This is a genomic window from Klebsiella terrigena (assembly GCF_006539725.1).
Lineage (GTDB): Bacteria > Pseudomonadota > Gammaproteobacteria > Enterobacterales > Enterobacteriaceae > Klebsiella > Klebsiella terrigena.
On record NZ_BJNO01000006.1, the window covers coordinates 181,443 to 207,845 of the forward strand.

Below are 26,403 nucleotides of genomic sequence, written 5' to 3' on the forward strand. Positions count from 1 at the left end.
CGGGACGAATGACCGTCAGCTCCCGGAGTGAATCGCCAATCTCTGCCTGCCAATCCACGGATGAATCCATTATGAAAAGCACAGAACCCCGAGATATTCGCACGGGCGGCGATCCGCGCCCGTTCCCTGACTTCATCGCCCTTCGCGATGAAATGAGTAAGCAGACGCATCCCGCCAGGCCTGATATTCACTGGGAGCGGGTGGAGAAATTGTCGCTGGCGCTGTTTGATAAAAACGGGATTGAGCTGCAGACAGGGGCCTGGTTCACCCTGGCGCGCAGCCATCTGGCACGGGTGGAGGGCATGAACGAAGGGCTGAAGCTCGTTGCCACGATACTCAGCCGCCAGTGGGCGCAGTACTGGCCACGGGCCAGCCACCCGCGGGCAGAAATTCTCTCAGGGCTGTTTCAGCGGCTGCAGAAAGTGTTCCGCACCTTTACCCTGAGCCATGAGGATTATCATCCGCTCCTGCAGCTGGAGTCGACGCTTGATTCCCTGAGCAGCATCCTTGCCCGTCAGGAACTGCTGCAGATAAGCCAGATAGAGCCGCTGGTGCAGCAGGTATGCAGCGCGTTGACGCGCGTGGAAAATGCGCCAGAGCCACAATTATCGGCTGCAGCCATTACTCTCCCTGTCGCACAGGCTCCGCCGATCGGATTGAACGAAGCAATACCAGAGCCCCGGCGGCCGGATGCAATCCCGCCAGGTTCCGCCGTCGCCGTTAACAGGGTCCACAAAATGGCGCCTGCGCCAAAGCGGGTCGGCCTATTCGCCTGCGGGATGCTAACGGCCTTTGCGTTGAGTGCTGCAGTCTTTATCGGCGGCCACTACCTGGCTCGCTCGGATCAAGCGGGTCAACAGCCCGACAGTCGCCAACAGCCGCTACCCTGGCTGCCCGGCGCGGCGGCAGGCGAGACGTTCAGCTCTTCTGGCTCAGCCGCCGGCTGGCTGAAGGATGCCTCGCTGAGGTTAGAGGCGCTTTCTGCCCTCCCGCCTGACTGGCATCTTCGCTATGGTCAGGATTTGATAAACCAGGCTTATGCACTGTGGCCGGCGCTTCCCGAAACTGAAGAGTTGGGTACTCAGTGGCGGCAAAAGCTTGCCCTGAACGGGACGCCCGATGATTCGCTGGCGGGCTGGCATCAGGGCATGCTCAGGCTCCAGAGCCTGAGCGAGCAGCTTAACGCGCTGGATGGACAAAAAGGGAGATACCTGACGGTCAGCGAGCTGAAATCGCAGGTGTTTGCAGCCATTCAGGCATTTAATCAGTCGGTGCCGGCGGAGGAGCAGCTCCGGCAGATAGCTGCACGACAGGAGCCGGGGATGATCCCGCAGGCGCAGAAACTTGAGGTGGAGCAGCACCTACAGCAGCTCATCATCCGATACTCGGCGCTAACCAACAGGGAATAGCGTAGCTTGCCGGGGAGCTTGTTCGCCACACTGCCGGGTATTGTTCCGCAGTCAGCCCAATCGCTGACCCATCGCTGAATAACCTCGTAAACAAGCGCCCGGGGCATTTTTACGAACTGCGCAGAGCGGCCTGCAGTATCATCCGCGTCAGAAACAAAAAACCACGCCATGGCGTGGTTTTTTTATGCGGCTTGGCTGTTGCTATGAGATTTTGTGAAACCTCATGAAACAACAGAAGTGATTTAGACGTTGAACAGGAAGTTCATGACGTCGCCATCTTTAACGATGTAGTCTTTGCCTTCGGCGCGCATCTTACCGGCTTCTTTCGCACCCTGTTCGCCTTTGTAAGTGATAAAGTCTTCATAGGCGATAGTCTGAGCGCGGATAAAGCCTTTTTCGAAATCGGTGTGGATTTTACCCGCCGCCTGCGGTGCGGTCGCGCCGACAGGGATGGTCCACGCGCGGACTTCTTTAACCCCGGCGGTGAAGTAGGTCTGCAGGTTCAGCAGCTCGTAGCCGGCGCGAATAACGCGGTTCAGGCCCGGCTCTTCGATGCCCAGTTCGGCCATGAACTCATCGCGGTCAGCGTCGTCAAGTTCCGCAATATCGGATTCAACGGCGGCGCACACGGCAACCACTACTGAGCCTTCGGCGGCAGCGATTTCGCGGACTTTATCGAGGTACGGGTTGTTCTCGAAGCCGTCTTCGTTGACGTTGGCGATGTACATGGTTGGCTTCAGGGTCAGGAAGCTCAGGTATTTGATGGCCGCTTTATCTTCGTCCGTCAGCGCCAGCGCGCGCAGCATGCCGGCATTTTCGAGCTGCGGCAGGCATTTTTCCAGTGCGACCAGTTCAGCTTTCGCGTCTTTATCACCGCCTTTTGCCCTTTTCTGTACGCGGTGAATGGCGCGTTCGCAGGTGTCAAGATCGGACAGCGCCAGCTCGGTATTGATAACGTCGATATCGTCAGCCGGATCCACCTTGTTGTTAACGTGGATGATGTTGTCGTTTTCAAAGCAGCGAACAACGTGGCCGATAGCTTCGGTTTCACGAATGTTGGTCAGGAACTGGTTGCCCAGGCCTTCGCCTTTAGATGCGCCTTTTACCAGGCCGGCGATGTCGACGAATTCCATGGTAGTCGGCAGGATGCGCTGCGGTTTAACGATTTCGGCCAGCTTATCCAGACGCGGATCGGGCATCGGTACGACACCGGTGTTCGGCTCAATAGTACAGAAGGGGAAGTTGGCCGCTTCAATACCCGCTTTGGTGAGCGCATTGAACAGGGTGGACTTGCCGACGTTGGGCAAACCGACGATACCGCATTTGAATCCCATGATTTAAATCACCTTAATCTTTGGATAATCAACCTGTTACATTGAACAGATTGTAGAAAAGTAAATAGCTTTGCCTATTATACACGGTGTGCGGCAAAAATTCCGCACGTCGGCCGTTTATTGCGCCTTAAATGCGTGTAAACGGTTGGTGGCTTTAGTCAGACCTTCTTTCAGCCAGACTTCCGTGCAGCGCGCGGCTTCATCAACCGCTTCATCTATCAGCTTCTGCTCGCTAAGCGGCGGTTTACCTAACACAAAACCGACAACTTTGTTTTTATCGCCCGGATGGCCGATTCCGACGCGTAAGCGGTGAAAGTTCGGGTTATTGCCCAGTTTGCTGATGATATCTTTCAGGCCGTTATGCCCGCCGTGGCCGCCGCCGAGCTTAAATTTCGCCACGCCTGGCGGTAAATCCAGCTCATCGTGCGCGACCAGAATCTCGTCGGGATTAATCCGGTAAAAGGTGGCCATCGCCGCCACGGCTTTACCGCTGAGGTTCATAAAGGTGGTCGGCACCAGCAGGCGCACATCCTCGCCGGCAAGGTTAATCCGTGAGGTGTAGCCGTAGAATTTGCTCTCTTCGCGCAGCGGGGCGCGGTGGCGGTCGGCCAGGAGGTCTACATACCAGGCGCCCGCGTTATGGCGTGTCGCCGCGTATTCCGCACCGGGGTTAGCCAGGCCGACAATCAGTTTTATCGTCACTTTTATATCCTGCATGGGTCGTTCTCTGGCGCGTAGTGTACTGTCTGCGAGCGCGCTTGACAAAATTCTGCCAGCGCAGCGCTATCGACACGATAATTTCGCCTGTGAACCATTAGAATTTGATGTTGTTCAGTAGGTTATTTGTAAACTTTTGTTGGTTTGATGTTCGCTAATGTGATCGCCAACGCAATCAATCTTCTGCCCATTGTCTATACTACACCTATAAGTTCTGAGGATATTCTCAGGCAACCCAAGGTTCCGGAGGTGACATATGAAACGCAGAAACGCTTCGTTACTCGGTAATGTACTGATGGGTTTAGGGTTGGTCGTCATGGTTGTTGGCGTCGGCTACTCCATTTTAAACCAGCTCCCGCAGCTTGACCTGCCGCAGTTTTTCGCGCACGGCGCGATTCTCAGCATCTTCGTCGGCGCCGTTCTCTGGCTTGCCGGCGCGCGTATTGGCGGCCATGAACAGGTTTGCGACAGATACTGGTGGGTGCGCCACTACGACAAACGTTGCCGTCGTGACCAGCACCGCCACAGCTAGGTCAGTCCGTTATCTGCACCTGTCGCCAGACGGGTGCAATTTTGTCAGTGTATCCGCTCTGCAGCCAGCCATCCTCCTAACGGCTGGCTGACTATGTTACTCCTGCTTATTTTACTCCCGCAACGGCCGCCCCGCTGATATTGTTGCCCCTGTTGATAAACTCTTTGCTTGACCCTGACGTAACGTCAGGCAGCAGAGTAGCGCCACTGGCAGACAAAAGGAGCAGTCATGTTAATTCAGGTGGGGGAGCTGGCGAAACGCGCCGGAATGACCGTCCGTACGCTACATCACTATGAACAAACCGGGCTGCTGACGCCTTCGGCCAGAAGCGCGGCGGGTTACCGGCTATACGATCTGGCGGCCGTTCAGCGGCTGCATATGATTAAGGCGCTGGCACAGGCCGGGCTGGAGCTCGCGGCTATTAAGGAGCATCTCGATTGCGGTTCGCTTTCGTTATCCGATCTGCTGGTGCAGCAAATTACCACCCTCGATACGCAGCTGCGCACTATCTCAACGCTGCGCGAAAGGCTGGTGCTGCTCCGCGACGAACTGGGTAGCGGCCGTGAACCCGATCTGGAGTCCTGGCTACAGACCCTGGAGCTTATGAAAATGTACGATCGTTGGTTTAGTCCGCAGGAGTTACAAACGCTGCCGTTCGCCGAGCAGGATGAACAGCGCAATCAAATCTGGCAGGCGCTGGTTATGGAAGCGCAGCGGCTGATGCAGGAGAGCTGTCCGCCTGACTCGCCGTCGGCGATGGCGCTGGCCACCCGCTGGATGGAGCGCCTGGAGCTAGATACCGCCGGGCGACCGGAATTTCTCACCCGGCTCAATGAGATGCACGCGACGGAACCGCAAATGCGCGCGCAAACCGGCATTACGCCCGAAATTGTGGACTACATTACCCACGCCTTTGCGCAAAGCAAGCTCGCGATCTGGGCGCGCTATCTCAACGCCGACGAGCTGGCGTTTACCCGTGAGCACTATTTCGATCGGCTGATGGAGTGGCCGGGGCTGGTATCGGCGCTGCATCAGGCCTGCGCCGAGCAGACCGATCCGGCATCCGAGGCCGGGCAAAAGCTGGCGCAGCAGTGGCTGGCGCTGTTCCAGTCGTATGCCGGCACCAGCCCGCAGACTCAGCAAAAGTTTCGCCATGCGATGGAGTGCGAACCGCATTTGATGAAGGGGACGTGGATGACGCCGCCGGTGCTCGGCTGGCTCCAGCAGGCGATAGGGGTGATGATGCAGGCGCGAACGCCCGCATCCCGCTAGTTAAATATCCGCCAGCGCGGCGTTGCGATCGGGGTAGAAGCTCAGGCGTCCGGCAATGGGCTGGACTCCGGCGCGTGCCAGGGTACGCAGCGGCTGAAACTCAAGATTAGATACCCGCAGCTCGCAGCCTTCCGGCAGCTTTTTCACGAAGCGCTGGAAGGCATCCAGGCCACCGGCATCCAGCACCGGCACCGCATCCCATTTCAGCACCACGATCCGCTTACCCGCAATACGCGTTTCCAGATCGTTAAATAGCCCCTCGGCGGCGGCGAAGAACAGCGGGCCGATAACCCGCAGCACCAGCACGTCGTCGGGCACGTCGACGTTGACCGGGGCCAGGCGCGTCATGCGGGCGATACGGCGCATAAACAGCAGCGAAGCCAGTACGATGCCGACGCTGATCGCGATGACCATATCAAACAGCACCGTCAGCGACATGCACATCAGCATGACTACGATGTCGTCCTTTGGCGCATAGCGCAGCAAATTCACTACCTTGTGCGCTTCGCTCATATTCCACGCCACCATCAGCAGCAGCGCCGCCATCGCCGACAGCGGCAGCCAGGAGAGCAGCGGGGCGAGGATCAGCAGCGCCATAATCACCAGCAGCGCATGGATCACTGCAGAAACCGGCGAGGTCGCACCGGCGCGCACGTTGGCCGCCGAGCGGGCAATCGCCGCGGTCGCGGTAATGCCGCCGAAGAAAGGCGCGACGATATTGCCCAGACCCTGACCGATCAGCTCGCTGTTCGCCTTATGCTTGGTGCCGGTCATACCATCCAGCACCACCGCGCACAGCAGCGACTCAATGGCGCCAAGCATGGCCATGGAGAACGCCGCCGGCAGCAGCGCCTGCAGCGAGGCCCAGCTGAGGGTGAAATCAGAGCCCGGCATATCCCAGGGCAGCACCAGCTGCGGCAGCAGCTGCGGAATGCCGCTTCCCTGGCTGCCGTCGGCGAGCGTGTAGTGGAACTGAGAGCCGATGGTCGCGACGTGGCCGCCCAGCAGAGTGACGATCGCCATCACCCCGCAGCCCGCCAGCAGCGCGGGAAGATGGCCCGGCAGGCGGATCCCAAGGCGCGGCCAGAGGATCAGAATCGCGAGCGTCACGATGCCAATCGCGGCGTCGCCAACGTTGACCGTCGGCAGCGCCATAATCAGCGCGGAAACTTTCTGCAAATAGTGCTCCGGCACGTGCGCCATCTGCAGGCCAAGGAAGTCCTTAATCTGCATGGTACCGATAGTAATACCGATACCTGAGGTGAAACCGAGGGTCACCGAGAGCGGGATATATTCAATCAGCCGACCGAAGCGGGCGAGGCCAAAGAGAATTAAAAAAATGCCGGACATCAGCGTCGCGACCAGCAGCCCGGCGAGGCCAAACTGCTGCGATACCGGGTAGAGGATCACCACAAAGGCGGCGGTCGGCCCGGAAACGCTAAAGCGCGAGCCGCCGGTCAGGGCGATGATGATCCCGGCTACGGCGGAGGTATAGAGTCCATACTGCGGCGCTACGCCGCTGCCAATTGCCAGTGCCATTGCCAGCGGGATCGCAATAATCCCCACCGTTATCCCGGCAATCAGGTCGCGAGTGAAGCGCGAAACGGTATATTTTTCTTTCCAGCAGGCGTCGATGAGGGCGCGGAAAGGCATCACGTGTGAGGAAAATAATCTGTTCACGATAATGTTTCATCCATGGGCGCATCATCTGTCAACTAAATGGCAGGTGAAGGAGGCAATAGTCATTTCCACGTCATCCTTCGGGATGCCTCTTTGTTGGCTGCGTTCATTTACTCCGGTCACGTACTACCTGTACGCTCCCGGGAATTCATTCACTTGCCGCCTTGACGCATGCCGAATGATTTTGTGGAGGAATAAAAGGTTAGAGACAAAAAAACCCGCCTTAGCGGGTTTCTTTGGCCTGGCTCGATTAATGCTCGAACATAGCAGAGATAGATTCTTCGTTGCTGATACGACGAATCGCTTCTGCCAGCATACCGGACAGCGTCAGGGTACGAACTTTTTCCAGGGCTTTGATTTCTGGCGCCAGCGGGATGGTATCGCAGACGACGAATTCATCAATCACAGAGTTTTTAATGTTCTGGATAGCGTTGCCGGAGAAAATTGGGTGAGTGGCGTAAGCAAAGACGCGTTTAGCACCACGTTCTTTCAGCGCTTCTGCTGCTTTGCACAGCGTGCCGCCGGTATCGATCATGTCGTCAACCATGACGCAGTCGCGGCCTGCCACGTCGCCGATGATATGCATCACCTGGGAGACGTTAGCGCGCGGACGACGTTTGTCGATGATTGCCATATCGGTATCGTTCAGCAGTTTGGCGATAGCGCGGGCGCGCACGACGCCGCCGATGTCCGGAGAAACCACGATTGGGTTATCCAGATTCAGCTGCAGCATATCTTCCAGCAGGATTGGGCTGCCGAATACGTTATCAACCGGAACGTCGAAGAAGCCTTGGATCTGTTCAGCGTGCAGGTCAACGGTCAGTACGCGGTCAACGCCAACGCTGGACAGGAAGTCCGCAACCACTTTAGCAGTGATTGGCACACGGGCGGAACGAACGCGGCGGTCCTGACGAGCATAGCCGAAGTAAGGAATAACAGCGGTGATACGACCCGCCGAAGCGCGACGCAGGGCATCAACCATAACAACCAATTCCATCAGGTTGTCGTTGGTGGGAGCACAAGTGGACTGGATGATGAAAATATCACCACCGCGTACGTTTTCATTGATTTGTACGCTGACTTCGCCGTCGCTAAAACGACCTACAGCGGCGTCGCCAAGAGAAGTGTACAGGCGGTTGGCAATACGTTGTGCTAGTTCCGGGGTGGCGTTACCAGCAAAAAGCTTCATATCAGGCACGAGAAGAACCTCAGGCATGCGTCCAGTGGTGGATGAAAAGGGCCAAAAACTGTGCGGTGGCGCCGTTTCATCCAGGCGGTGTATTTAAAGAGAACGATGCAACGTCTGGAACAGGGTGACGTTGTCACCGTAACTCAATTTGCCCGGCGTACTTATCGTTACTCACGCTTAAAACGGAGCAACTTAGGGTAGGGCTAGTCTGAGCGGCGAGATGTTAACTCCTCGCGCAACAAAGCCTTGTAGCCATTCCGGGGCTTTCTCCAGCACCTGACGAGCGGCAGATTCGGTGTCAAATTCAGCAAAGACACACGCTCCTGTGCCAGTCAGGCGCGACGGCGCATATTCTAACAGCCAGGAAAGCGCCGCATCAACCTCGCGAAAACGTTTTCTTGCGATAACCTCGCAATCATTGCGAAATTCACATTTTAGCAACGTATTTATTGGCCTGATCGGGGTGTCTCGTGGTAGCTCGGGGTCGCGAAAGATGACCGGAGTCGGAATACTGACCCCTGGGTGGGCGACGAGGTACCACTTTTCTGGCGGTTCGACCGGGGTCAGAATTTCGCCAATGCCTTCGGCAAAGGCCGCATGACCGCGGACGAAAACCGGTACATCGGCGCCGAGCTGCAGCCCAAGCGTCGCCAGCTGCTCTTCCGATAGCTCGCAGCCCCAAAGCTGATTCAGCGCCACCAGCACCGTGGCGGCGTTGGACGAGCCGCCGCCCAGCCCGCCGCCCATCGGCAGGCGCTTCTCAATGCTGATATCGGCACCGCTGCCGGATGGCAGCCGCCCGCGTTCTGCCGCCGACTGCATCAGCAGCCTGGCGGCGCGAATAATCAAATTCTCTTCATTCGGCACGCCGTCCACCGGCGTCAGCAGACGCAGCTCGCCGTCATCGCGCGCCTCAATGGTTAACGTATCGCCATAGTCGAGAAACTGGAACAGCGTCTGCAGCTGGTGATAACCGTCGGCGCGCTGCCCGGTAATATACAAAAACAGGTTCAGCTTCGCAGGAGAGGGCCAGCGGGTCATCATTTCACAATCCAGTTATCCATTTTCAGCTTGATGCGCTGACTGCCGTTGTTGAGCTCCATATTGGCCGGCAGCGATGGCGTGGTATCGCTGGTATATCCGCCGTAAGTGACGCGCCAGGTTTTGCCGTCTTGCGTATAGTTTAGGGTGCTCAGACGATACTGCTGATCGAGGGTGTAATCGGTGGCATCGCCCGGCAGGCCGACGATCCACTGGCGCAGGCTGTTCAGCGGGATAGGCATCCCGGTCAGGCGGCCAATCATCTCTTCCGCGTCGGTTGCGGTGTAGGTCTGACCCTTGTTATCGATCAGCGTTACGCCACCCGGCTGCGCGGTCAGCGACAGCTCGGTACTGCCCAGCGGGTTGGTCAGCAGCAGGCGATAGCTATCCTGACCGGTCTGCTGCCAGAAGAAACGGGCGTAAACCTTTTGCTCGTCGGAAAGCCAGGCAAAGGCGCCGCGGGTCTGGAACTGGCTAAGATTGCGGACATCCTGCTGGTGCTGACGCCACTGCGGTGAGTCCGGGCTTTTACCGGGGCCTTTCGGGGCGTTGAGGGTACAGGCGGTCAGGACCAGGCTTGCCAGGGGCAACAGGCGGAGCAGTCGATTCATAATGATGACAAATCCTTGATGTCTACAGTGAAATCCGGCGAAGGGTGAATACGCACACGATTTGTGTAGCGGGTTACAATAATAACTCTTAATGCTAGCGTTGCCCGGCGGTAGCGTCTACGTTCAAATTGTCTGAAATCAAAAAATTACCGTTAGTGGCTGTTACGCATTGGCTATTACTCCAAAAGGGGAGCGTCTCTTTTATTGATTCCGCGCATCCTGTATGATGCGCTCAGACTAACCTTAGCAACGCTGGTACTACTCCCTCACAATGACCCTTTTAGCTCTTGGCATTAATCACAAAACAGCTCCGGTAGCGCTGCGAGAACGCGTAACGTTTTCGCCGGACACGCTCGATGAGGCGCTGGAGAGCTTGCTGGCTCAGCCAATGGTGCAGGGAGGTGTGGTGCTGTCGACCTGTAACCGCACGGAGCTCTATCTCAGCGTTGAGGAGCAGGATAATCTGCAGGAAGTGCTCATCCGCTGGCTGTGTGATTACCACCATCTTAATGAAGACGATCTGCGCAACAGCCTCTACTGGCACCAGGATAACGATGCGGTCAGCCATCTGATGCGCGTCGCCAGCGGCCTGGATTCGCTGGTGCTCGGCGAACCGCAGATCCTCGGCCAGGTTAAAAAAGCCTTTGCGGACTCCAGCCGCGGACATCTCAACGTCAGCGAGCTGGAGCGTATGTTCCAGAAGTCGTTCTCCGTGGCTAAGCGCGTGCGCACCGAAACGGACATTGGCGCCAGCGCGGTCTCCGTCGCGTTCGCCGCCTGTACGCTGGCGCGACAAATCTTCGAATCGCTCTCCAGCGTGACCGTGCTGCTGGTCGGCGCCGGGGAAACCATCGAGCTGGTGGCCCGCCATCTGCGCGAGCACCACGTGCGCAAAATGGTCATAGCCAACCGCACCCGCGAACGCGCCCAGGCGCTGGCGGATGAGGTCGGCGCTGAGGTTATCGCCCTGAGCGACATCGATGAGCGGCTGAAAGAGGCCGATATCATTATTACTTCCACCGCCAGCCCGCTGCCGATTATTGGCAAAGGGATGGTGGAGCGGGCGCTGAAGGCGCGCCGCAATCAGCCGATGCTGCTGGTCGATATCGCGGTGCCCCGCGACGTCGAGCCGGAAGTGGGCAAGCTGGCGAACGCCTATCTCTACAGCGTGGACGACCTGCAAAACATCATTCAGCACAACCTGGCGCAGCGTAAAGCCGCTGCGGTACAGGCGGAATCGATCGTCGAGCAGGAAACCAGCGAATTTATGGCCTGGCTGCGCGCCCAGAGCGCCAGCGAGACTATCCGCGAATATCGCTCCCAGTCCGAACAGGTCCGCGAGGAGCTGACGCTGAAAGCGCTGGCGGCGCTGGAGCAGGGCGGTGATGCCCAGGAAATCATGCAGGACCTGGCGCGTAAGCTGACCAACCGCCTGATCCACGCGCCAACCAAATCTCTTCAGCAGGCTGCCCGTGACGGGGACGATGAACGCCTGCATATTCTGCGCAACAGCCTCGGGCTGGAATAGCGCCATTTCTCTCTTTTTTCAGGACAGGGTTAATTCACACCTATGAAGCCTTCTATTGTTGCCAAACTGGAAGCTCTGTACGAACGCCATGAGGAAGTTCAGGCGCTGCTGGGGGATGCTGCGACCATCGCCGATCAGGATCGATTCCGCGCGCTGTCGCGCGAGTACGCGCAGCTGAGCGACGTTGCACGCTGTTATACCGAATGGCGTCAGGTGCAGGATGATATTGAAACCGCGCAGATGATGCTCGACGATCCGGAGATGCGCGAAATGGCGCAGGAAGAGCTGCGCGACGCGAAAGATAAGAGCGAAGAGATGGAGCAGCAGCTGCAGGTTCTGCTGCTGCCGAAAGATCCCGACGACGAGCGTAACGCCTTTGTCGAAGTCCGCGCCGGTACCGGCGGAGACGAAGCGGCGCTGTTTGCCGGAGATCTGTTCCGCATGTACAGCCGCTACGCGGAAGCCCGCCGCTGGCGCGTTGAGATCCTCAGCGCCAACGAAGGCGAGCACGGCGGCTATAAAGAAGTGATTGCCAAAATCAGCGGCGACGGCGTCTACGGCCGGCTGAAGTTCGAGTCCGGCGGCCACCGCGTGCAGCGCGTACCGGCGACCGAATCGCAGGGGCGTATCCACACCTCCGCCTGTACCGTCGCGGTGATGCCGGAGCTGCCGGAAGCCGAAATGCCGGACATCAACCCGTCCGACCTGCGTATCGACACCTTCCGCTCCTCTGGGGCGGGCGGGCAGCACGTTAACACCACCGATTCCGCTATTCGTATTACCCACTTGCCGACCGGTATCGTCGTGGAGTGTCAGGACGAACGCTCTCAGCACAAGAACAAGGCCAAGGCGCTGTCGGTGCTGGGCTCGCGCATTCGCGCCGCCGAAATGGCCAAACGTCAGCAGGCGGAAGCGTCGACCCGACGTAACCTGCTGGGCAGCGGCGATCGTAGCGATCGTAACCGTACCTATAACTTCCCGCAGGGCCGCGTGACCGACCACCGCATCAACCTGACGCTCTACCGCCTGGATGAAACGATGGAAGGTAAGCTGGATATGCTCATTGAGCCGATTGTCCAGGAGTACCAGGCCGATCAGCTGGCAGCGCTTTCCGAGCAGGAATGATGATTTTTCAACAGTGGCTGGCGCAGGCGATTGCCCGACTGAGCGACAGCGAAAGCCCGCGCCGCGACGCGGAGATCCTGCTGGGACACGTGACCGGCAGGGCGCGGACTTACCTCCTCGCCTTTGGCGAAACGGTGCTGACCGACGGCCAGCTGGCCGAGCTGGAGGCGCTGCTGAGCCGCCGCCAGCGCGGCGAGCCGATCGCGCATCTGGTCGGTCAGCGCGAATTCTGGTCGCTGCCGCTGCTGGTGTCACCGGCAACCCTGATCCCGCGCCCGGACACCGAGTGTCTCGTCGAGCAGGCGCTGGCGCGGCTGCCGGCGACGCCGTGTCGGATCCTCGATTTAGGCACCGGCACCGGCGCGATTGCGCTGGCGCTGGCCAGCGAGCGTCCTGACTGTCGGGTGACGGCGGGCGATTTTATGCCCGACGCCGTCGCGTTAGCCGCGCGCAACGTGGCTCAGCTCGCTCTCACCAACGTGACGGTGCTGCAGAGCAACTGGTTTAGCGCGCTGGCGGGCCAGCAGTTTGAAATCATCGTCAGCAACCCGCCCTATATCGACGAAACCGACCCGCATCTTGCGCAGGGCGACGTTCGCTTCGAGCCAAAAACGGCGCTAGTTGCCGCCGATAGCGGTCTTGCCGATCTGGCGCACATCATTCGCGAAGGACGTCGCTTCCTGACCCCTGACGGCTTAATGCTGCTGGAGCACGGCTGGAAGCAGGGCGCGGCGGTGCGCGGCCTGTTCCACGATGCGGGATATCTCGACGTGGCGACCTGCCGCGATTACGGCGATAACGACCGCCTGACGTTAGGGCGTTTTCCGGCTATGGATAAGAAGGTTGGCGTATGAATCTATTTAGCGCAGTGCTGTATCTGCATATTGCGGCGGTGGTCGTGTCGGTCAGCCTGTTCGCGTTACGCTACTGGTGGAGCTACAGCGACAGCCCGTGGCTTAACCGCCGCTGGGTACGCATCGCGCCGCACTGCAGCGACACGATACTCTTTCTCAGCGGCGCCGGATTAATGGCAATAACGCACTATCTGCCGTTTACTGAAGACGGCACATGGCTGACTGAGAAGCTATTTGGCGTTATTATTTACATCGCATTGGGTTTTATCGCGCTGGGCCGTCGACGTCCGCGCAGCCAGCAGAGCAGGTTTATCGCCTTCCTGCTGGCTTTGGTGGTGTTGTTCATCATCATACAACTCGCCATCACAAGAACACCGTTACTGGGGTAAGTCATGAGGTCACTAGCTGATTTCGAATTTAATAAAGCGCCACTGTGCGATGGAATGGTCCTCATTTCTGAATTGATCCGCGACGACTTTCCAACGGGTTACGTGCAGGACGAACTGGAGCGGCTGCTGAGCCTGGCGCAGGAAGAGATCGCGACCTCGTGGGATCAGGAACGTCAGCTGGAGCGGCTGCTGGAGCTTTTCTATCATGAATGGGGCTTCAGAGACTCCCACGGCGTCTACCGGCTTTCCGATGCCCTGTGGATCGATAAAGTATTGATTAACCGTCAGGGGAGCGCCGCGTCGCTGGGGGCGATTGTGCTGTGGATTGCCCAGCGCATGTCTCTGCCGGTGGTGCCGGTGATTTTCCCAACGCAGATGCTGCTGCGCGCTGACCCTGAAACCAGCGAAGAGATGTGGCTGATTAACCCGTTCAACGGGGAAACGCTCAATGAGCACACGCTGGAAGTGTGGCTGAAGGGCAATATTAGCCCGGTGGCCGAGCTGTTCAATGAGGATCTTGATGAAGCGGATAACGCGGAAGTGATCCACAAGCTGCTCGACACCTTAAAATCGGCGCTGATGGAAGAGCGGCAGATGGAGCTGGCCCTGCGCGCCAGCGAAGCGCTGCTGCAGTTCAATCCGGAGGATCCGTACGAAATTCGCGACCGCGGGCTGATCTACGCCCAGCTCGAGTGCGACCACGTTGCGCTGCTGGATCTGAACTATTTCGTCGAACAGTGTCCTGAAGACCCGATCAGCGAAATGATCCGCGCGCAAATCAACACGATTTCGCACAAACAAATTACATTGCATTAGTCGATATACGCGAAATACGCTGCGCTGAGGCGATTTTAAGGTATGACGCGTATTTATCTGGAATGATTCCGGTTACACCCTGATAAGGCGATCTTATGAAACAAAAAGTGGTTAGCATTGGTGATATCAACGTAGCAAACGACCTGCCTTTCGTCCTGTTTGGCGGGATGAACGTGCTGGAATCCCGCGATCTCGCGATGCGTATCTGCGAACACTACGTGACGGTGACGCAGAAGCTGGGCATTCCTTATGTGTTCAAAGCCTCTTTTGATAAAGCCAACCGTTCTTCCATCCACTCCTATCGCGGGCCGGGTCTGGAAGAAGGGATGAAGATTTTCCAGGAGCTGAAGCAGGCTTTCGGCGTGAAAATCATCACTGACGTTCATGAAGCCAGCCAGGCGCAGGCCGTGGCCGACGTGGTTGATGTGATTCAGCTGCCGGCGTTCCTCGCCCGCCAGACCGACCTGGTTGAAGCCATGGCGAAAACCGGCGCGGTGATCAACGTTAAGAAACCGCAGTTCGTCAGCCCGGGCCAGATGGGTAACATCGTCGACAAGTTTATTGAAGGCGGCAACGACAAGGTTATTCTGTGCGACCGCGGCGCTAACTTCGGCTACGACAACCTGGTTGTTGATATGCTGGGCTTTGGGGTGATGAAAAAAGCCTCCAACAACTCGCCGGTTATCTTTGACGTCACCCACGCTCTGCAGTGCCGCGACCCGTTTGGCGCCGCTTCCGGCGGTCGTCGTGCGCAGGTAGCTGAACTGGCGCGTGCCGGTATGGCGGTCGGTATCGCCGGTCTGTTCATTGAAGCGCACCCGGACCCTGAACATGCGAAATGCGACGGCCCGTCCGCGCTGCCGCTGGATAAGCTGGAGCCGTTCCTCAAGCAAATGAAAGCTATCGACGATCTGGTTAAAGGCTTTGACGAGCTGGACACCAGCAAGTAGCGGCCCCTGATATGACAAAAGCCTGCCGGTTGCAAAACCGGCAGGCTTTTTTATGCATCCTCCCCCGTGCCGCGTCGCGCGGCCGGGGGAGGTGAATCAGGCAAAAATGGTCATCAGATAGGCGGCGAATAGCGCCAGGTGCGCCGCGCCGTTGAGCACGTTGGTGCGTCCGGTCGAGAACGAGATCTGGCACAGCAGCAGGGATGAAACCATGACGATCATCTCCGGCGACCCGAGGCCAAAGTGCAGCTCATTGCCGGTTAAAAAGGCAATCAGGGTCACGACCGGTACGGTCAGAGAGATGGTTGCCAGCACCGAACCGAAGAACAGATTCATCGCGCGCTGTACCTGATTGTTTAACACCGCCTTCAGGGCACCCAGGCCTTCCGGGGAGAGGATCAGCAGCGCCACCAGGAAACCGGTAAAGGCCACCGGCGCGTTCATGCTGGTCAGCAGCGTCTCCAGCGGGTTGGCGTTCATCTTGGTCACCGCAATCACCGCAATCAGGTGAATGAGCAGCCACGCGGTGTGCCAGCCGCTGCTGTGCGCCGACGGCTTGCCGTGATGCGGGTCATCGTCGTCGCCGTCATCTTCATGCTCATAAATAAACAGGCTCTGGTGCGTTTTGGTCTGAATCAACAGGAAAACGCCGTACATGGCCGCCGAAATAAGCGCCACCAGCAGCGCCTGACCGGTGGAGAAATTGGCGCCAGGCAGGGCCATGGGAAACACCAGCACGATAATCGCCAACGGGAAGAGGGCGATTAAATACTGCTTGATACCGAACAGATTCATGTACTGGGTGGCGAACTTACGCCCGCCCAGCAGCAGCGAGAAGCCGACCAGGCCGCCGGTAACGATCATGATTATCGAGTACAGAGTATCGCGCATCAGCGTCGGCGCCGCGTCGCCGGTGGCCATCAGCGCGGAAATCAGGCTTACTTCAAGAATAACGACCGACAGGCTTAGAATGAGCGAACCGTAGGGCTCCCCCAGGCGGTGGGCCAGCACGTCCGCGTGGCGTACTACGCTGAATGCGCTGCTGAGAATGCCGACTAACGCCAGAATATTAATCGCAATAACCACTGGCAGTGACTGGCTACTTCCGAAGAAGAAAAGCACCGCCAGTGCCAGCAGCGGAAATACGAGGGACGTCTCCTTGTGGCGGGTTTTTACCGCCTCATGTGCATGGGTCATGAACCATCTCCATATTGTGCAGGTGTTATAATTATAGATACTGTAAGTTGATAAAATACCAGACATTACGGAAATTGATTGGTTTTTTTACTTAAATTTACCGCTATCAACCACTAATGCTGTTAGATTGCTATAACCTGCTGTTATTGCGCTTTTATATTTACTATTCAGATAATTACTAAATTCGACTTCTCACTCCCTCCCGCCTTGCGTAGGGCAATATCGCGTTCCAGACTTAAATTACACCCCCTTTCTGGAGAACACTATGCCTTATCACAGTAAAAAAGACCTACCCGACAGCGTCCGCCACGTCCTGCCTGAACATGCTCAGGAGATTTATAAAGAAGCCTTTAACAGCGCCTGGGACCAGTACAAGCATAGCGAGGACCGTCGGGGCGACGCCAGCCGCGAAGAGACGGCGCATAAAGTGGCCTGGGCGGCGGTAAAACATGACTATCAAAAGGGAGACGATGACCGCTGGCACAGGAAGTCATAGCCGATCCTGCTACCCGCGCGGCGCCTGAGCGGCGTTAATTGCTAATTGCCAAATAAAGCTGGATAATAATTCAGCAATGTTTCATAAGAATGTTTCACAAGGATGGCATCAGATAAACGCCGGGAAGCGGGCAGTGGCGGAGGTAGTAGACAGTGTTAACACGTGATTTCTTAATCAATGCGGATTGTAAAACGGCGTTTGGCGCTATTGAGGAATCGCTACTCTGGTCGGCAGAGCAACGGGCAGCCTCGCTGGCGGCCACTTTAGCCTGTCGTCCGGACGCGGGATCGGTATGGATTTTTGGCTACGGTTCGCTGATGTGGAACCCGGCCCTCGAGTATCGTGAGTCCTGTACCGGTACGCTGCCGGGCTGGCACCGCGCCTTTTGCCTGCGGCTCACCGCCGGGCGCGGAAGCGCGCATCAGCCGGGGCGCATGCTGGCGCTGAAGGAGGGCGGGCGCACCACCGGCGTCGCCTATCGCCTGCCGGACTGCACGCTGGAAGAAGAGCTCACCCTGCTGTGGAAGCGGGAGATGATCACCGGCTGCTATCTGCCGACCTGGTGCAAGCTGGAGCTCGACGACGGGCGGACGGTCAACGCGCTGGTCTTCATTATGGATCCGCGTCATCCGCTGTTCGAAGCCGATACCAGCGCCCAGGTGATCGCGCCGCTGATCGCCAAAGCCAGCGGCCCGCTTGGCACTAACGCCCAGTACCTTTTCTCGCTCGAGCAGGAGCTGCGCAAGCTCGGCATGCACGATGATTGCCTCGACGATCTGGTCGGCAAGGTGCGAAATCTGCTGGGCGATAGCGGTCAGCCGGGGCTGGCCTGAGAAATGCCCGGGAGACCCGGGCATGAAGAGACGTTTGATGCTGCAGTCACAACGCGCCAGGCGCATGCCTCAGGCGGGAACGTAGCTGATTGAGTGCTCCAGCGACTGGCTGTGGCTGTCGATAAGCACGTTCCAGGTGCCGCTGTAGGGCACGGTCATATACGCGCTGTCCCGATCCTGCACGCTCAGCACATCCGCGTGGCTGTCGCCTGGAACCTTCGCGCTCATCAGATGAATATGGCAGGGCTCTGAACAACGAACCACCAGCGTATCACCGCCAAACAACGTCAAACTTGCTTTTACCATTGCCATTTTCCTACCCCGTATTTGTCAGCCCACGGCATCCTGCCCGTTCAATCCTGCGCGTGATATTGTTCACACTTTGCTCATGGCATAACACCAAATGGGGAAGGTACGGATGATGATTTTGATCAAAAAAAAGGATAAAGATTAAACAAAAATGATGTTGTTCCTGAAAGCATTCAGCTGGCATATCTTTTAACGCAATAAACGATGCCAGCCTGACATTTAATCCTGCTAAAGAGGGTTAACTCAGAAGGTCAGGACTTTATCCGCCGCCAGCGTCCACTGCGCCAGCTCAACCAGCGTGCCGATCTCAACGCCATCGATCAGCGGCAGGGAGGTTATCCCCCGGCCGTCGGTGCAGGTTTTGCACAGCTTCACCGGCACGTTCTGCGCGGTGAGGATCTCCAGCATCTGCTGAATGTTATAGCCTTCTGCCGGTTTTTGACCGCGCAGCCCGGCGGTAACCGCGTCGGACATTAAAAACACCTTCAGCGCCAGTTCGGACTGCTGTTCGCGCAGGGCAATCGCCAGGCGCAGGCTGTTGAACAGGGATTCGCTACCGTAGGCAGCGCCGTTGGCGATAAGCACAATACTTTGCATAAGGACTCCTTTGTATAAGGCACGGTTATTGCTTGGCTGAAGTATAAAGCGTTAACCCTGGAGAGAGCATGAATAATACGGCCGGCACCGTGCCTGAAGCAAACGACTGGTTCCAACATGCGCGCCAGCTCCAGAGGCGGCAGCTGCGGCAGCTGGCGCAGCAGGGCGCGCTGGCCAATCAGATAAGCGCCCTGGTGCATATGCTGCAGTGCGAGCGCGGAGCCTCCAATATCTGGCTATGTTCCGGCGGCCGGCTCTACGCCGCGGAGTGTCGCGCCGGCGGGGCGCTGGTAAATGAGCAGCTGGTCGTCTTTCGCCAGGCGCTGGAGCCGGCGCGCGCCAGCGCCAGCAGCGCCCTGTGCTGGCGCATCGCCAGCGCGGTATGGTACCTCGGGCAGCTTCCCGCCCTGCGCGAGGCCGTGCGCCTGCGCACTATTGCCGCCGAAGAGGCAACCGGCCAGTTCAGCCGCATTATCCGGCATCTGCTGAATATCGTCCCGCAGCTCAATGACAGCATCGACGATCCGCAGATAGCCGGAGGGATGGTGGCGCTCTACAGCTTTATGCAGGGCAAGGAGCTGGTGGGTCAGGAGCGCGCGCTGGGGGCGCTGGGCTTTACCCGCGGTCAGTTCAGCGACGAGCTGCGCCAGCTGCTGGTGGACCGTATCGACGGACAGCAGCCGTGCTTTGACAGCTTTCTGGCCCTGGCCGACGCGGCGCAGACTGCGCTGTTTAATGCGCAGTGCCAGGCCAGCATCGAAATAGAGCAGCTTCGGCGTATCGCCTGTACCCGTCAGCCCTCGGAGGACAACGGCGAGACGGCGCTGCGCTGGTTCTGCGCCCAGACGCAGCGTCTGGAGCTGATGCGCGGTCTGGAAGAGCGGCTGATTAGCGATCTGCTCGATGCCGCCGATCGGCTGCTGCAGGGGAGCGGGCCGGAGATGCCGCCCGACCGCTGGCCGGAAGAGGATGGCGGCGATGACGTTGCGCGACGGCTGGACAGGCAGCTGCTGCCGCTGGTTCGCCAGCAGGCGTATGAGCTGCAGCAGCTCTCCGGCCAGCTGGCGTCGCTAAAAGATAGTCTCGAAGAGCGCAAGGTCATTGAGAAGGCCAAAAGCGTCCTGATGTCCCATCAGGGAATGAATGAAGAGCAGGCCTGGCAGGCGCTGCGCAAGATGGCGATGGATAAGAATCAGCGGATGGTGGAAATCGCCCGCGCGCTGCTGATGGTCAAGTCATTATGGCCGCTAACCCCAAAGGAGTAGGTGCACAATGGGCGGGCATTTTGTGCCTGTCGACGGTGCAACTTTTGCCCCGACAGCCGCTTTTGCAGGGAGGAAACGCGCCAAAAGCGGCCATAGGGAAAACTGGCATCCCGTTTGCATTAGCTAAATCGAGTTAGTTCACCATTTTTGGGCAGCAGGCCAACGGCGGCATGCGGGTCCATGGATAAAGGCGTCCTGCAGTGCGTAAGCACTGTCGGGCGCTTTTTTTTTGCGCGTTCTGGAGCGGGTATGGGCGATAAGATTTCTATGACACGGCGGCGTTTTCTACAGGCAGGGGCCGCGCTTGGCGGCGCGATGCTGCTGCCTGGGCTGATGCAGTCAGCGTGGGCGGCAGGCTCCGATAAGCCGGAGCAAACCACCGTGCGGGTGGGCTTTATTCCGCTAACCGACTGTGCGCCTTTGGCGATCGCGTCGCTGAAAGGCTTTGATAAAAAATATGGCATTACCCTTGTGCCGACCAAAGAGGCCAGCTGGGCGGCGGTGCGCGACAAGCTGATCTCCGGCGAGCTGGATGCGGCGCATATCCTCTACGGCCTGCTGTACGGCCTTGAGCTGGGTATTGCCAGCAAACCGCAGTCCATGGCCAACCTGATGACCCTCAACCGCAACGGGCAGGCCATCACCCTGTCACGCGACCTGCAGGACAAAGGCGCGACCGATCTTCCCGGCCTGAAGCGGCTGATTGGCCAGAGCGCGCCGGGTAGCTACACCTTTGCCCATACCTTTCCTACAGGCACCCACGCGATGTGGCTCTATTACTGGCTCGCCAGCGGCGGCATCAATCCGTTTGACGATGTGCGCACCGTCGTCGTGCCGCCGCCGCAGATGGTGATGAACATGCGGATCGGCAACATGGTGGGCTTCTGCGTCGGCGAGCCGTGGAACGCGCGGGCCATCAACGATCGCATCGGTTTTACCGCCGCCACCTCTCAGGAGATCTGGCCGGATCATCCGGAAAAAATTCTCGGCACCCGCAGCGAGTGGGTGGAGCGTAATCCGAATACCGCCCGGGCGCTGGTTGCGGCGGTGATGGAGGCCTCGCGCTGGATAGAGGCTTCGCCAGAGAACACCCGCGAGACGGCGCGCATTCTGGCGAAACGCGCGTGGCTGAATACCAAAGAGCAGTACCTCACCGGACGGATGCTGGGTGAATACAACAACGGACTGGGGCGCAGCTGGCAGGACGCGCACCCGATTCGTTTCTACGATCGCGGCGAAGTCAGCTTCCCGTGGCTGTCGGATGGCATGTGGTTCATGACCCAGTTCCGACGCTGGGGGCTGCTGAAAGCGGCGCCGGACTATCAGGCGGTGGCGCAGCGTATTAACCGAATTGACGTATGGAAAGAGGCGGCGCAGGCCGTTGGCGGCATCAGCGCGCCGGGTCAGGTGATGCGCAGCAGCACATTGATGGACGGAACGGTCTGGACGGGGGCCGATCCTGAAGGCTACGCCCGCGGCTTTGCGATTCAACGTATGGGGGCATGAGATGAAACACGCGCAAAAAAATAGTATCCAACCCGCAGTCGCCAGCGCTGAAAAAGCGCCGGGCGAAGTCATTATCCTGCCGCCGGTGCAGGTCCGGCGGCCAACGCCCGCCGTCACGCGCTGGCTGCGCGAAGGCATCCAGCGGGTGCTGCCGCCGCTGCTGGGGCTGGGGCTGCTCCTGTTCTGCTGGCAGATGGCGGCGATTAACGGCAAAGGCTTCCCGACGCCGCTCAGCACGCTTGATTCGGCGCTGACGCTGTTTGCCGACCCGTTTTATCAGGACGGCCCTAACGACATGGGTATCGGCTGGAACGTGCTGGCCTCGCTGCAGCGCGTGGCGGTGGGCTTCGGCCTCGCGGCGCTGGTCGGCATTCCGCTGGGCTTCCTGATTGGTCGTTCGCTGTTCTTCGCCCGCATGTTTAATCCGCTGATCGCGCTGCTGCGTCCGGTCAGCCCGCTGGCCTGGCTGCCAATCGGTCTGCTGCTGTTCCAGAAAGCGGAGCCCGCGTCGAGCTGGACCATCTTTATCTGCTCCATCTGGCCGATGGTGATCAACACCGCCGAAGGCGTCCGGCGTATCCCGCAGGACTACCTGAACGTGGCGCGCGTTTTGCAGCTTTCCGAATGGACGGTGATGCGCCGCATTCTCTTCCCGGCGGTGCTGCCCGCCGTGCTGACCGGGGTGCGCCTGTCGATAGGCATCGCCTGGCTGGTGATTGTCGCCGCTGAAATGCTCACCGGCGGTCTGGGGATTGGGTTCTGGATCTGGAACGAATGGAACAACCTCAACGTGGAAAACATCATTATCGCCATCGTCATTATCGGCGTCGTCGGCCTGCTGCTTGAGCAGGGCCTCATGCTTATCGCCCGCCGCTTCAGCTGGCAGGAAAAATAGGAGTCGCTATGAAACCATTAATTCAGGTACAGGCCGTCAGCCAGCGTTTCAATACCGCCAGCGGCGAGTTTTTGGCTCTGCAAAACGTCTCCTTCGATATCTACGAAGGGGAAACCGTCAGCCTGATCGGTCACTCCGGCTGCGGCAAATCGACGCTGCTGAATCTGATTGCCGGGATTACGCTGCCGACGGAAGGAGGCCTGCTGTGCGATAACCGCGAAATCGCCGGGCCGGGGCCGGAGCGGGCGGTGGTGTTTCAAAACCACTCCCTGCTGCCGTGGCTGACCTGCTTTGACAACGTCGCGCTGGCGGTGGATCGGGTCTTTCGCCGCACCATGAGCAAGGCCGAGCGCCGGGAGTGGATTGAGCACAACCTCGACCGGGTGCAGATGGGCCATGCGCTGCACAAGCGCCCGGGGGAAATCTCCGGGGGAATGAAGCAGCGCGTGGGGATCGCCAGGGCGCTGGCGATGAAGCCAAAGGTGCTGCTGCTGGATGAACCCTTCGGCGCGCTCGACGCCCTGACCCGCGCCCATCTGCAGGACGCGGTCATGCAAATTCAGCAGGCACTGAACACCACCATCGTAATGATTACCCACGACGTTGATGAGGCGGTGCTGCTGTCGGACCGGGTGATGATGATGACCAACGGTCCGGCGGCGACGGTTGGTGAAATCCTCGATATCAATCTGCCCAGGCCGCGCAATCGCGTGCAGCTGGCGGACGATAGCCGCTATCACCACCTGCGCCAGCAGATCCTGCATTTCCTCTACGAAAAACAGCCGAAAGCGGCGTAGGGGGCGGCGATGAAGCGGCAACTGGTGATTATCGGCAACGGGATGGCGGCCACCCGATTAGCCCAAACGCTGGCGGCGCGGGCGGACGGCGCGTTTCACATCACGATTATCGGGGATGAGCCTTGCCAGGCCTATAACCGCATCCAGCTGTCGCCGGTGCTGGGGGGCGAAAAAACGCTGGCCCAGACGCTGCTGCTGCCCGCGCAGTGGTATCAGCAGCACGACGTGACGGTACGGACCGGGGAGAGGGTTGAGGCCGTCGACGTGCAGGCGCAAACCCTGCGCACCACCCGGGGCGAGCTGCGCTGGGATGAGCTGATTTTCGCCACCGGCTCGCAGGCGACGATCCCGCCGCTGGCGGGCGCCGGGCTGCCGCACGTTTACGCCTTTCGCACGTTTGCCGACGTCGAGGCCATTCTGGCGATCGGCGGTCCGGCGGTGGTAATTGGCGGCGGCGTGCTGGGCGTCGAGGCGGCCGCCGCGCTGCGCCGTTCCGGCGATGAGGTCACTTTACTGCACCGCGGCGAGTGGCTGATGGAGCAGCAAACCGATGCGTTCGCCGGCCAGCAGCTGCAGAGCCAGCTGGAGGCGCGGGGAATTGGCTGCGTGGTGGCCTGCCGTATCGCGGCCATTCGCGAGCGCGACGTGGTGCTGGAGGATGGCAGAACCTTCGCCGCCAGCCGCGTGGTGCTGGCAACCGGCGTACGTCCCAATATTGAGCTGGCGCAGCGCAGCGGCCTTGAGTGCCGACGGGGAATTGTCGTCGATCGCCAGATGGCGACCGCGCTGCCGGGCGTCAGCGCGATTGGCGAATGCTGTGAAATTGATGGCCGCACCTGGGGGCTGGTGGCGCCCTGTCTGCGCCAGGCCGAAGTGCTGGCCGCAAGGCTATGCGCGACGCCGGGGGCCGATTTTAGCTGGCAGGACAGCGGGACCCGCCTGAAGGTGACCGGTATTGAGCTGTTCAGCGCCGGAGAGCTGCTGGCCGGTGAACGGGATGAGCAGTGGACCAGCTGGGATCCGCTGGCCCAACACTACCGCCGACTGCTGCTGCGAGACGGCAAGCTGCGCGGCGTTTTATTGCTCGGCGACTGCGCGAACGCGGCGCCGCTGACGGCACAGCTGGGAACCAGCGCGCCGCCGGAATGGCTTTTTGATCCTTCTTCAACGCAGCCGCGCGCTGCAGGACAAATCACGATGACAAAACCTGTTTTGGTGCTGATCGGACACGGCATGGTCGGCCACCACTTTCTTGAGCAATGCGTCAGCCGTAACCTGCATCAACAGTATCGTATCGTGGTGTTCTGCGAAGAGCGCTACGCCGCCTATGACCGGGTGCATCTGTCGGAATATTTCGCCGGCCGCAGCGCGGAATCGCTGTCGCTGGTGGAGGGCGACTTCTTTACCGACAACGGGATTGAGCTGCGCCTCAGCGAGCCGGTTGCCGCCATTGACCGCGAGGCGCGGGTGGTTCGCGATGCTCACGGCCATGAAACCCACTGGGACAAGCTGGTGCTGGCAACCGGCTCTTACCCCTTCGTTCCGCCGATGCCGGGCCACGATCTTGACGGCTGCTTCGTCTACCGCACGCTGGACGATCTTGACCGGATCGCCGCCTGCGCCAGCGGGGCGAAGCGCGGGGTGGTGATTGGCGGCGGCCTGCTGGGGCTGGAGGCCGCCAATGCGCTCAAGCAGCTGGGGCTGGAAACTCACGTGGTGGAGTTTGCGCCGAACCTGATGGCGGTGCAGCTGGACGGCCCGGGAGCGGCCATGCTGCGGGAAAAAATTAGCGATATTGGCGTCGGAGTGCATACCAGCAAGGCGACCCAGCAGATCGTCCGCGAGGCCAACGGGCTGGCGCTTAACTTTGTCGACGGCGGCTCGCTCAGCACCGATATGGTGGTGTTCTCCGCCGGTATCCGCCCGCAGGACGCGCTGGCGCGCAGCAGCGGGCTGGCGGTGGGTGAGCGGGGCGGTATCTGCATCGACGATCGCTGCCGCACCTCCGACCCGGACGTGCTGGCCATTGGCGAGTGCGCCCTGTGGGAGAATAAAATTTACGGCCTGGTGGCGCCGGGCTACCAGATGGCGAGAACGGCGGCGGCGGATCTGGCCGGAGAAGAGGCGCGCTTCGGCGGGGCGGATATGAGCACCAAGCTCAAGCTGCTGGGGATCGACGTCGCCTCCTTCGGCGACGCTCAGGGCCGCACGCCCGGTAGCCAGAGCTATCAGTGGACCCACGGACCGGAGCAGATCTATAAAAAAATCGTCGTCAGCGAGGATGGCAAAAAGCTGCTTGGCGGCGTGCTGGTGGGCGACGCCAGCGATTACGCCACCCTGCTGCAGATGATGCTCAACGACATGGCGCTGCCGTCGCGCCCGGAAAGCCTGATTCTGCCAGCCCTTGAGGGCAGCGCGCCGAAGGCGCTCGGCGTGGCGGCGCTGCCGGACAGCGCGCAAATCTGCTCCTGCCACAACGTCAGTAAAGGCGATATTTGCCAGGCGGTCAGCGGCGGCGCGGGTGATATGGCGGCGATTAAAAGCTGTACCAAAGCCGCAACCGGCTGCGGCGGCTGCAGCGCGCTGGTCAAGCAGGTCATGGAGTATCAGCTTTCGGCCCAGGGCGTCGAGGTCAAAAAGGACGTCTGCGAGCACTTCCCGTGGTCGCGGCAGGAGATTTATCACCTCGTGCGCGTCAACCACATCCATACCTTTGAACAGCTGATTGCCCGCTACGGCCAGGGGCAGGGCTGCGAAATTTGTAAGCCGCTGGTGGCCTCGGTGCTGGCCTCCTGCTGGAACGAATATCTGCTGAAGCCGGCGCATTTGCCGCTGCAGGATACTAACGACCGCTACTTCGCCAACATTCAGAAGGACGGCACCTATTCGGTGGTTCCGCGCATGGCGGCCGGCGAGGTGACGCCGGACGGCCTGATTGCTATCGGGCAGATTGCTAAACGCTACCAGCTGTACAGCAAAATTACCGGCGGCCAGCGGATCGACCTCTTTGGCGCCCGTCTGGAAGAGCTGCCGGCTATCTGGCGCGAGCTGGCTGATGCCG

25 protein-coding genes are annotated in these 26,403 nt (G+C 59.4%); 16 read left to right on the forward strand and 9 right to left on the reverse strand.

Translation table 11 applies throughout. From position 1 onward, the window contains the following. Nucleotides 1-71: 71 nt before the first annotated feature. Nucleotides 72-1,409 carry a VasL domain-containing protein gene (locus RTE01_RS10220; RefSeq protein ID WP_166793739.1) on the forward strand — a complete coding sequence of 446 codons (1,338 nt, stop codon included), beginning with the start codon at nucleotides 72-74 and terminating at the stop codon, nucleotides 1,407-1,409. Between the two features lie 242 nt (nucleotides 1,410-1,651). Here RTE01_RS10220 and ychF read toward each other — a convergent pair whose 3' ends face one another. Next, a complete protein-coding gene (ychF, locus tag RTE01_RS10225) occupies nucleotides 1,652-2,743 on the reverse strand; it encodes a redox-regulated ATPase YchF (RefSeq protein WP_041146109.1) in 1,092 nt (363 codons plus the stop codon). Between the two features lie 117 nt (nucleotides 2,744-2,860). Then, on the reverse strand, nucleotides 2,861-3,445 hold the full coding sequence (gene pth / locus RTE01_RS10230; RefSeq protein WP_141334971.1) for an aminoacyl-tRNA hydrolase: 585 nt from the start codon (nucleotides 3,443-3,445) through the stop codon (nucleotides 2,861-2,863). 271 nt (nucleotides 3,446-3,716) lie between these two features. Between pth and ychH the strand changes: the two genes are divergently transcribed. Together ychH and RTE01_RS10240 are read left to right on the forward strand one after the other, a co-directional pair. Beyond that, entirely contained in the window at nucleotides 3,717-3,992 is a 276-nt protein-coding gene (ychH, locus tag RTE01_RS10235; RefSeq protein ID WP_041146108.1) for a stress-induced protein YchH, read from the forward strand. A 228-nt stretch (nucleotides 3,993-4,220) separates the two neighbouring features. After that, the gene (locus tag RTE01_RS10240) at nucleotides 4,221-5,264 is read left to right on the forward strand and encodes a MerR family transcriptional regulator (protein ID WP_041146107.1); all 1,044 of its coding nucleotides are present in this window, start codon (nucleotides 4,221-4,223) and stop codon (nucleotides 5,262-5,264) included. On the opposite strand, the gene dauA is transcribed toward RTE01_RS10240, so the two are convergent. The 4 genes from dauA to lolB all read right to left on the reverse strand — a co-directional run bounded on the left by dauA (nucleotide 5,265) and on the right by lolB (nucleotide 9,785). Beyond that, complete coding sequence (gene dauA, locus RTE01_RS10245; RefSeq protein WP_071844945.1) at nucleotides 5,265-6,944, reverse strand: C4-dicarboxylic acid transporter DauA; 1,680 nt, start codon at nucleotides 6,942-6,944, stop codon at nucleotides 5,265-5,267. Nucleotides 6,945-7,194: 250 nt separating this feature from the next. Further along, nucleotides 7,195-8,142, reverse strand: a complete 948-nt coding sequence (gene prs / locus RTE01_RS10250; RefSeq protein ID WP_004863536.1) for a ribose-phosphate diphosphokinase — start codon at nucleotides 8,140-8,142, stop codon at nucleotides 7,195-7,197. 183 nt (nucleotides 8,143-8,325) lie between these two features. Beyond that, nucleotides 8,326-9,174 (reverse strand): 4-(cytidine 5'-diphospho)-2-C-methyl-D-erythritol kinase, encoded by an 849-nt coding sequence (gene ispE / locus RTE01_RS10255; RefSeq protein WP_166793782.1) that lies wholly within the window; start codon nucleotides 9,172-9,174, stop codon nucleotides 8,326-8,328. Further along, nucleotides 9,174-9,785 (reverse strand): lipoprotein insertase outer membrane protein LolB, encoded by a 612-nt coding sequence (gene lolB / locus RTE01_RS10260; RefSeq protein WP_041146104.1) that lies wholly within the window; start codon nucleotides 9,783-9,785, stop codon nucleotides 9,174-9,176. The genes ispE and lolB overlap by 1 nt, the downstream gene beginning before the upstream one ends. Nucleotides 9,786-10,056: 271 nt before the next feature. On the opposite strand from lolB, the gene hemA reads away from it, so the two are divergent. From hemA to kdsA, 6 genes are all read left to right on the forward strand, one after another. Beyond that, on the forward strand, nucleotides 10,057-11,313 hold the full coding sequence (gene hemA / locus RTE01_RS10265) for a glutamyl-tRNA reductase (RefSeq protein ID WP_041146103.1): 1,257 nt from the start codon (nucleotides 10,057-10,059) through the stop codon (nucleotides 11,311-11,313). Nucleotides 11,314-11,355: 42 nt separating this feature from the next. Next, the gene (prfA, locus tag RTE01_RS10270) at nucleotides 11,356-12,438 is read left to right on the forward strand and encodes a peptide chain release factor 1 (protein WP_141334974.1); all 1,083 of its coding nucleotides are present in this window, start codon (nucleotides 11,356-11,358) and stop codon (nucleotides 12,436-12,438) included. Beyond that, complete coding sequence (prmC, locus tag RTE01_RS10275; protein ID WP_134528545.1) at nucleotides 12,438-13,292, forward strand: peptide chain release factor N(5)-glutamine methyltransferase; 855 nt, start codon at nucleotides 12,438-12,440, stop codon at nucleotides 13,290-13,292. Before prfA ends, prmC begins: the two co-directional genes overlap by 1 nt. After that, nucleotides 13,289-13,681, forward strand: a complete 393-nt coding sequence (gene sirB2, locus RTE01_RS10280; RefSeq protein WP_041146100.1) for an invasion regulator SirB2 — start codon at nucleotides 13,289-13,291, stop codon at nucleotides 13,679-13,681. Before prmC ends, sirB2 begins: the two co-directional genes overlap by 4 nt. A 3-nt stretch (nucleotides 13,682-13,684) precedes the next feature. Next, nucleotides 13,685-14,497, forward strand: coding sequence for an invasion regulator SirB1 (gene sirB1 / locus RTE01_RS10285; protein WP_045858970.1), 813 nt, complete (start codon nucleotides 13,685-13,687; stop codon nucleotides 14,495-14,497). A 95-nt stretch (nucleotides 14,498-14,592) separates the two neighbouring features. Further along, complete coding sequence (gene kdsA, locus RTE01_RS10290; protein WP_041146098.1) at nucleotides 14,593-15,447, forward strand: 3-deoxy-8-phosphooctulonate synthase; 855 nt, start codon at nucleotides 14,593-14,595, stop codon at nucleotides 15,445-15,447. Nucleotides 15,448-15,543: 96 nt separating this feature from the next. Here kdsA and chaA read toward each other — a convergent pair whose 3' ends face one another. Further along, a complete protein-coding gene (chaA, locus tag RTE01_RS10295) occupies nucleotides 15,544-16,644 on the reverse strand; it encodes a sodium-potassium/proton antiporter ChaA (RefSeq protein WP_076947671.1) in 1,101 nt (366 codons plus the stop codon). Between the two features lie 265 nt (nucleotides 16,645-16,909). Between chaA and chaB the strand changes: the two genes are divergently transcribed. Together chaB and RTE01_RS10305 are read left to right on the forward strand one after the other, a co-directional pair. Further along, nucleotides 16,910-17,140: a putative cation transport regulator ChaB gene (chaB, locus tag RTE01_RS10300; protein ID WP_041146096.1), complete on the forward strand. Its 231-nt coding sequence runs from the start codon at nucleotides 16,910-16,912 to the stop codon at nucleotides 17,138-17,140. Between the two features lie 152 nt (nucleotides 17,141-17,292). Continuing rightward, complete coding sequence (locus RTE01_RS10305) at nucleotides 17,293-17,973, forward strand: gamma-glutamylcyclotransferase (RefSeq protein WP_041146095.1); 681 nt, start codon at nucleotides 17,293-17,295, stop codon at nucleotides 17,971-17,973. Nucleotides 17,974-18,042: 69 nt separating this feature from the next. Here the strand turns inward: RTE01_RS10305 and RTE01_RS10310 are convergent, their stop codons facing one another. Together RTE01_RS10310 and RTE01_RS10315 are read right to left on the reverse strand one after the other, a co-directional pair. Then, complete coding sequence (locus tag RTE01_RS10310; RefSeq protein WP_041146094.1) at nucleotides 18,043-18,285, reverse strand: DUF1883 domain-containing protein; 243 nt, start codon at nucleotides 18,283-18,285, stop codon at nucleotides 18,043-18,045. Between the two features lie 240 nt (nucleotides 18,286-18,525). Then, a complete protein-coding gene (locus RTE01_RS10315; protein ID WP_134526564.1) occupies nucleotides 18,526-18,879 on the reverse strand; it encodes a DsrE/DsrF/TusD sulfur relay family protein in 354 nt (117 codons plus the stop codon). A gap of 68 nt (nucleotides 18,880-18,947) precedes the next feature. Between RTE01_RS10315 and nasR the strand changes: the two genes are divergently transcribed. From nasR to nirB, 5 genes are all read left to right on the forward strand, one after another. Continuing rightward, nucleotides 18,948-20,144 (forward strand): nitrate regulatory protein NasR, encoded by a 1,197-nt coding sequence (nasR, locus tag RTE01_RS10320; RefSeq protein WP_115192432.1) that lies wholly within the window; start codon nucleotides 18,948-18,950, stop codon nucleotides 20,142-20,144. Nucleotides 20,145-20,393: 249 nt separating this feature from the next. Then, complete coding sequence (locus tag RTE01_RS10325; protein ID WP_141334976.1) at nucleotides 20,394-21,650, forward strand: CmpA/NrtA family ABC transporter substrate-binding protein; 1,257 nt, start codon at nucleotides 20,394-20,396, stop codon at nucleotides 21,648-21,650. Between the two features lies 1 nt (nucleotide 21,651). Beyond that, nucleotides 21,652-22,545 (forward strand): nitrate ABC transporter permease, encoded by an 894-nt coding sequence (gene ntrB, locus RTE01_RS10330; RefSeq protein WP_134526561.1) that lies wholly within the window; start codon nucleotides 21,652-21,654, stop codon nucleotides 22,543-22,545. Between the two features lie 8 nt (nucleotides 22,546-22,553). Then, on the forward strand, nucleotides 22,554-23,342 hold the full coding sequence (locus RTE01_RS10335; protein WP_041146090.1) for an ABC transporter ATP-binding protein: 789 nt from the start codon (nucleotides 22,554-22,556) through the stop codon (nucleotides 23,340-23,342). Between the two features lie 9 nt (nucleotides 23,343-23,351). Further along, on the forward strand, nucleotides 23,352-26,403 hold a 3,052-nt coding region (gene nirB / locus RTE01_RS10340; RefSeq protein ID WP_141334978.1), incomplete at its 3' end, for a nitrite reductase large subunit NirB.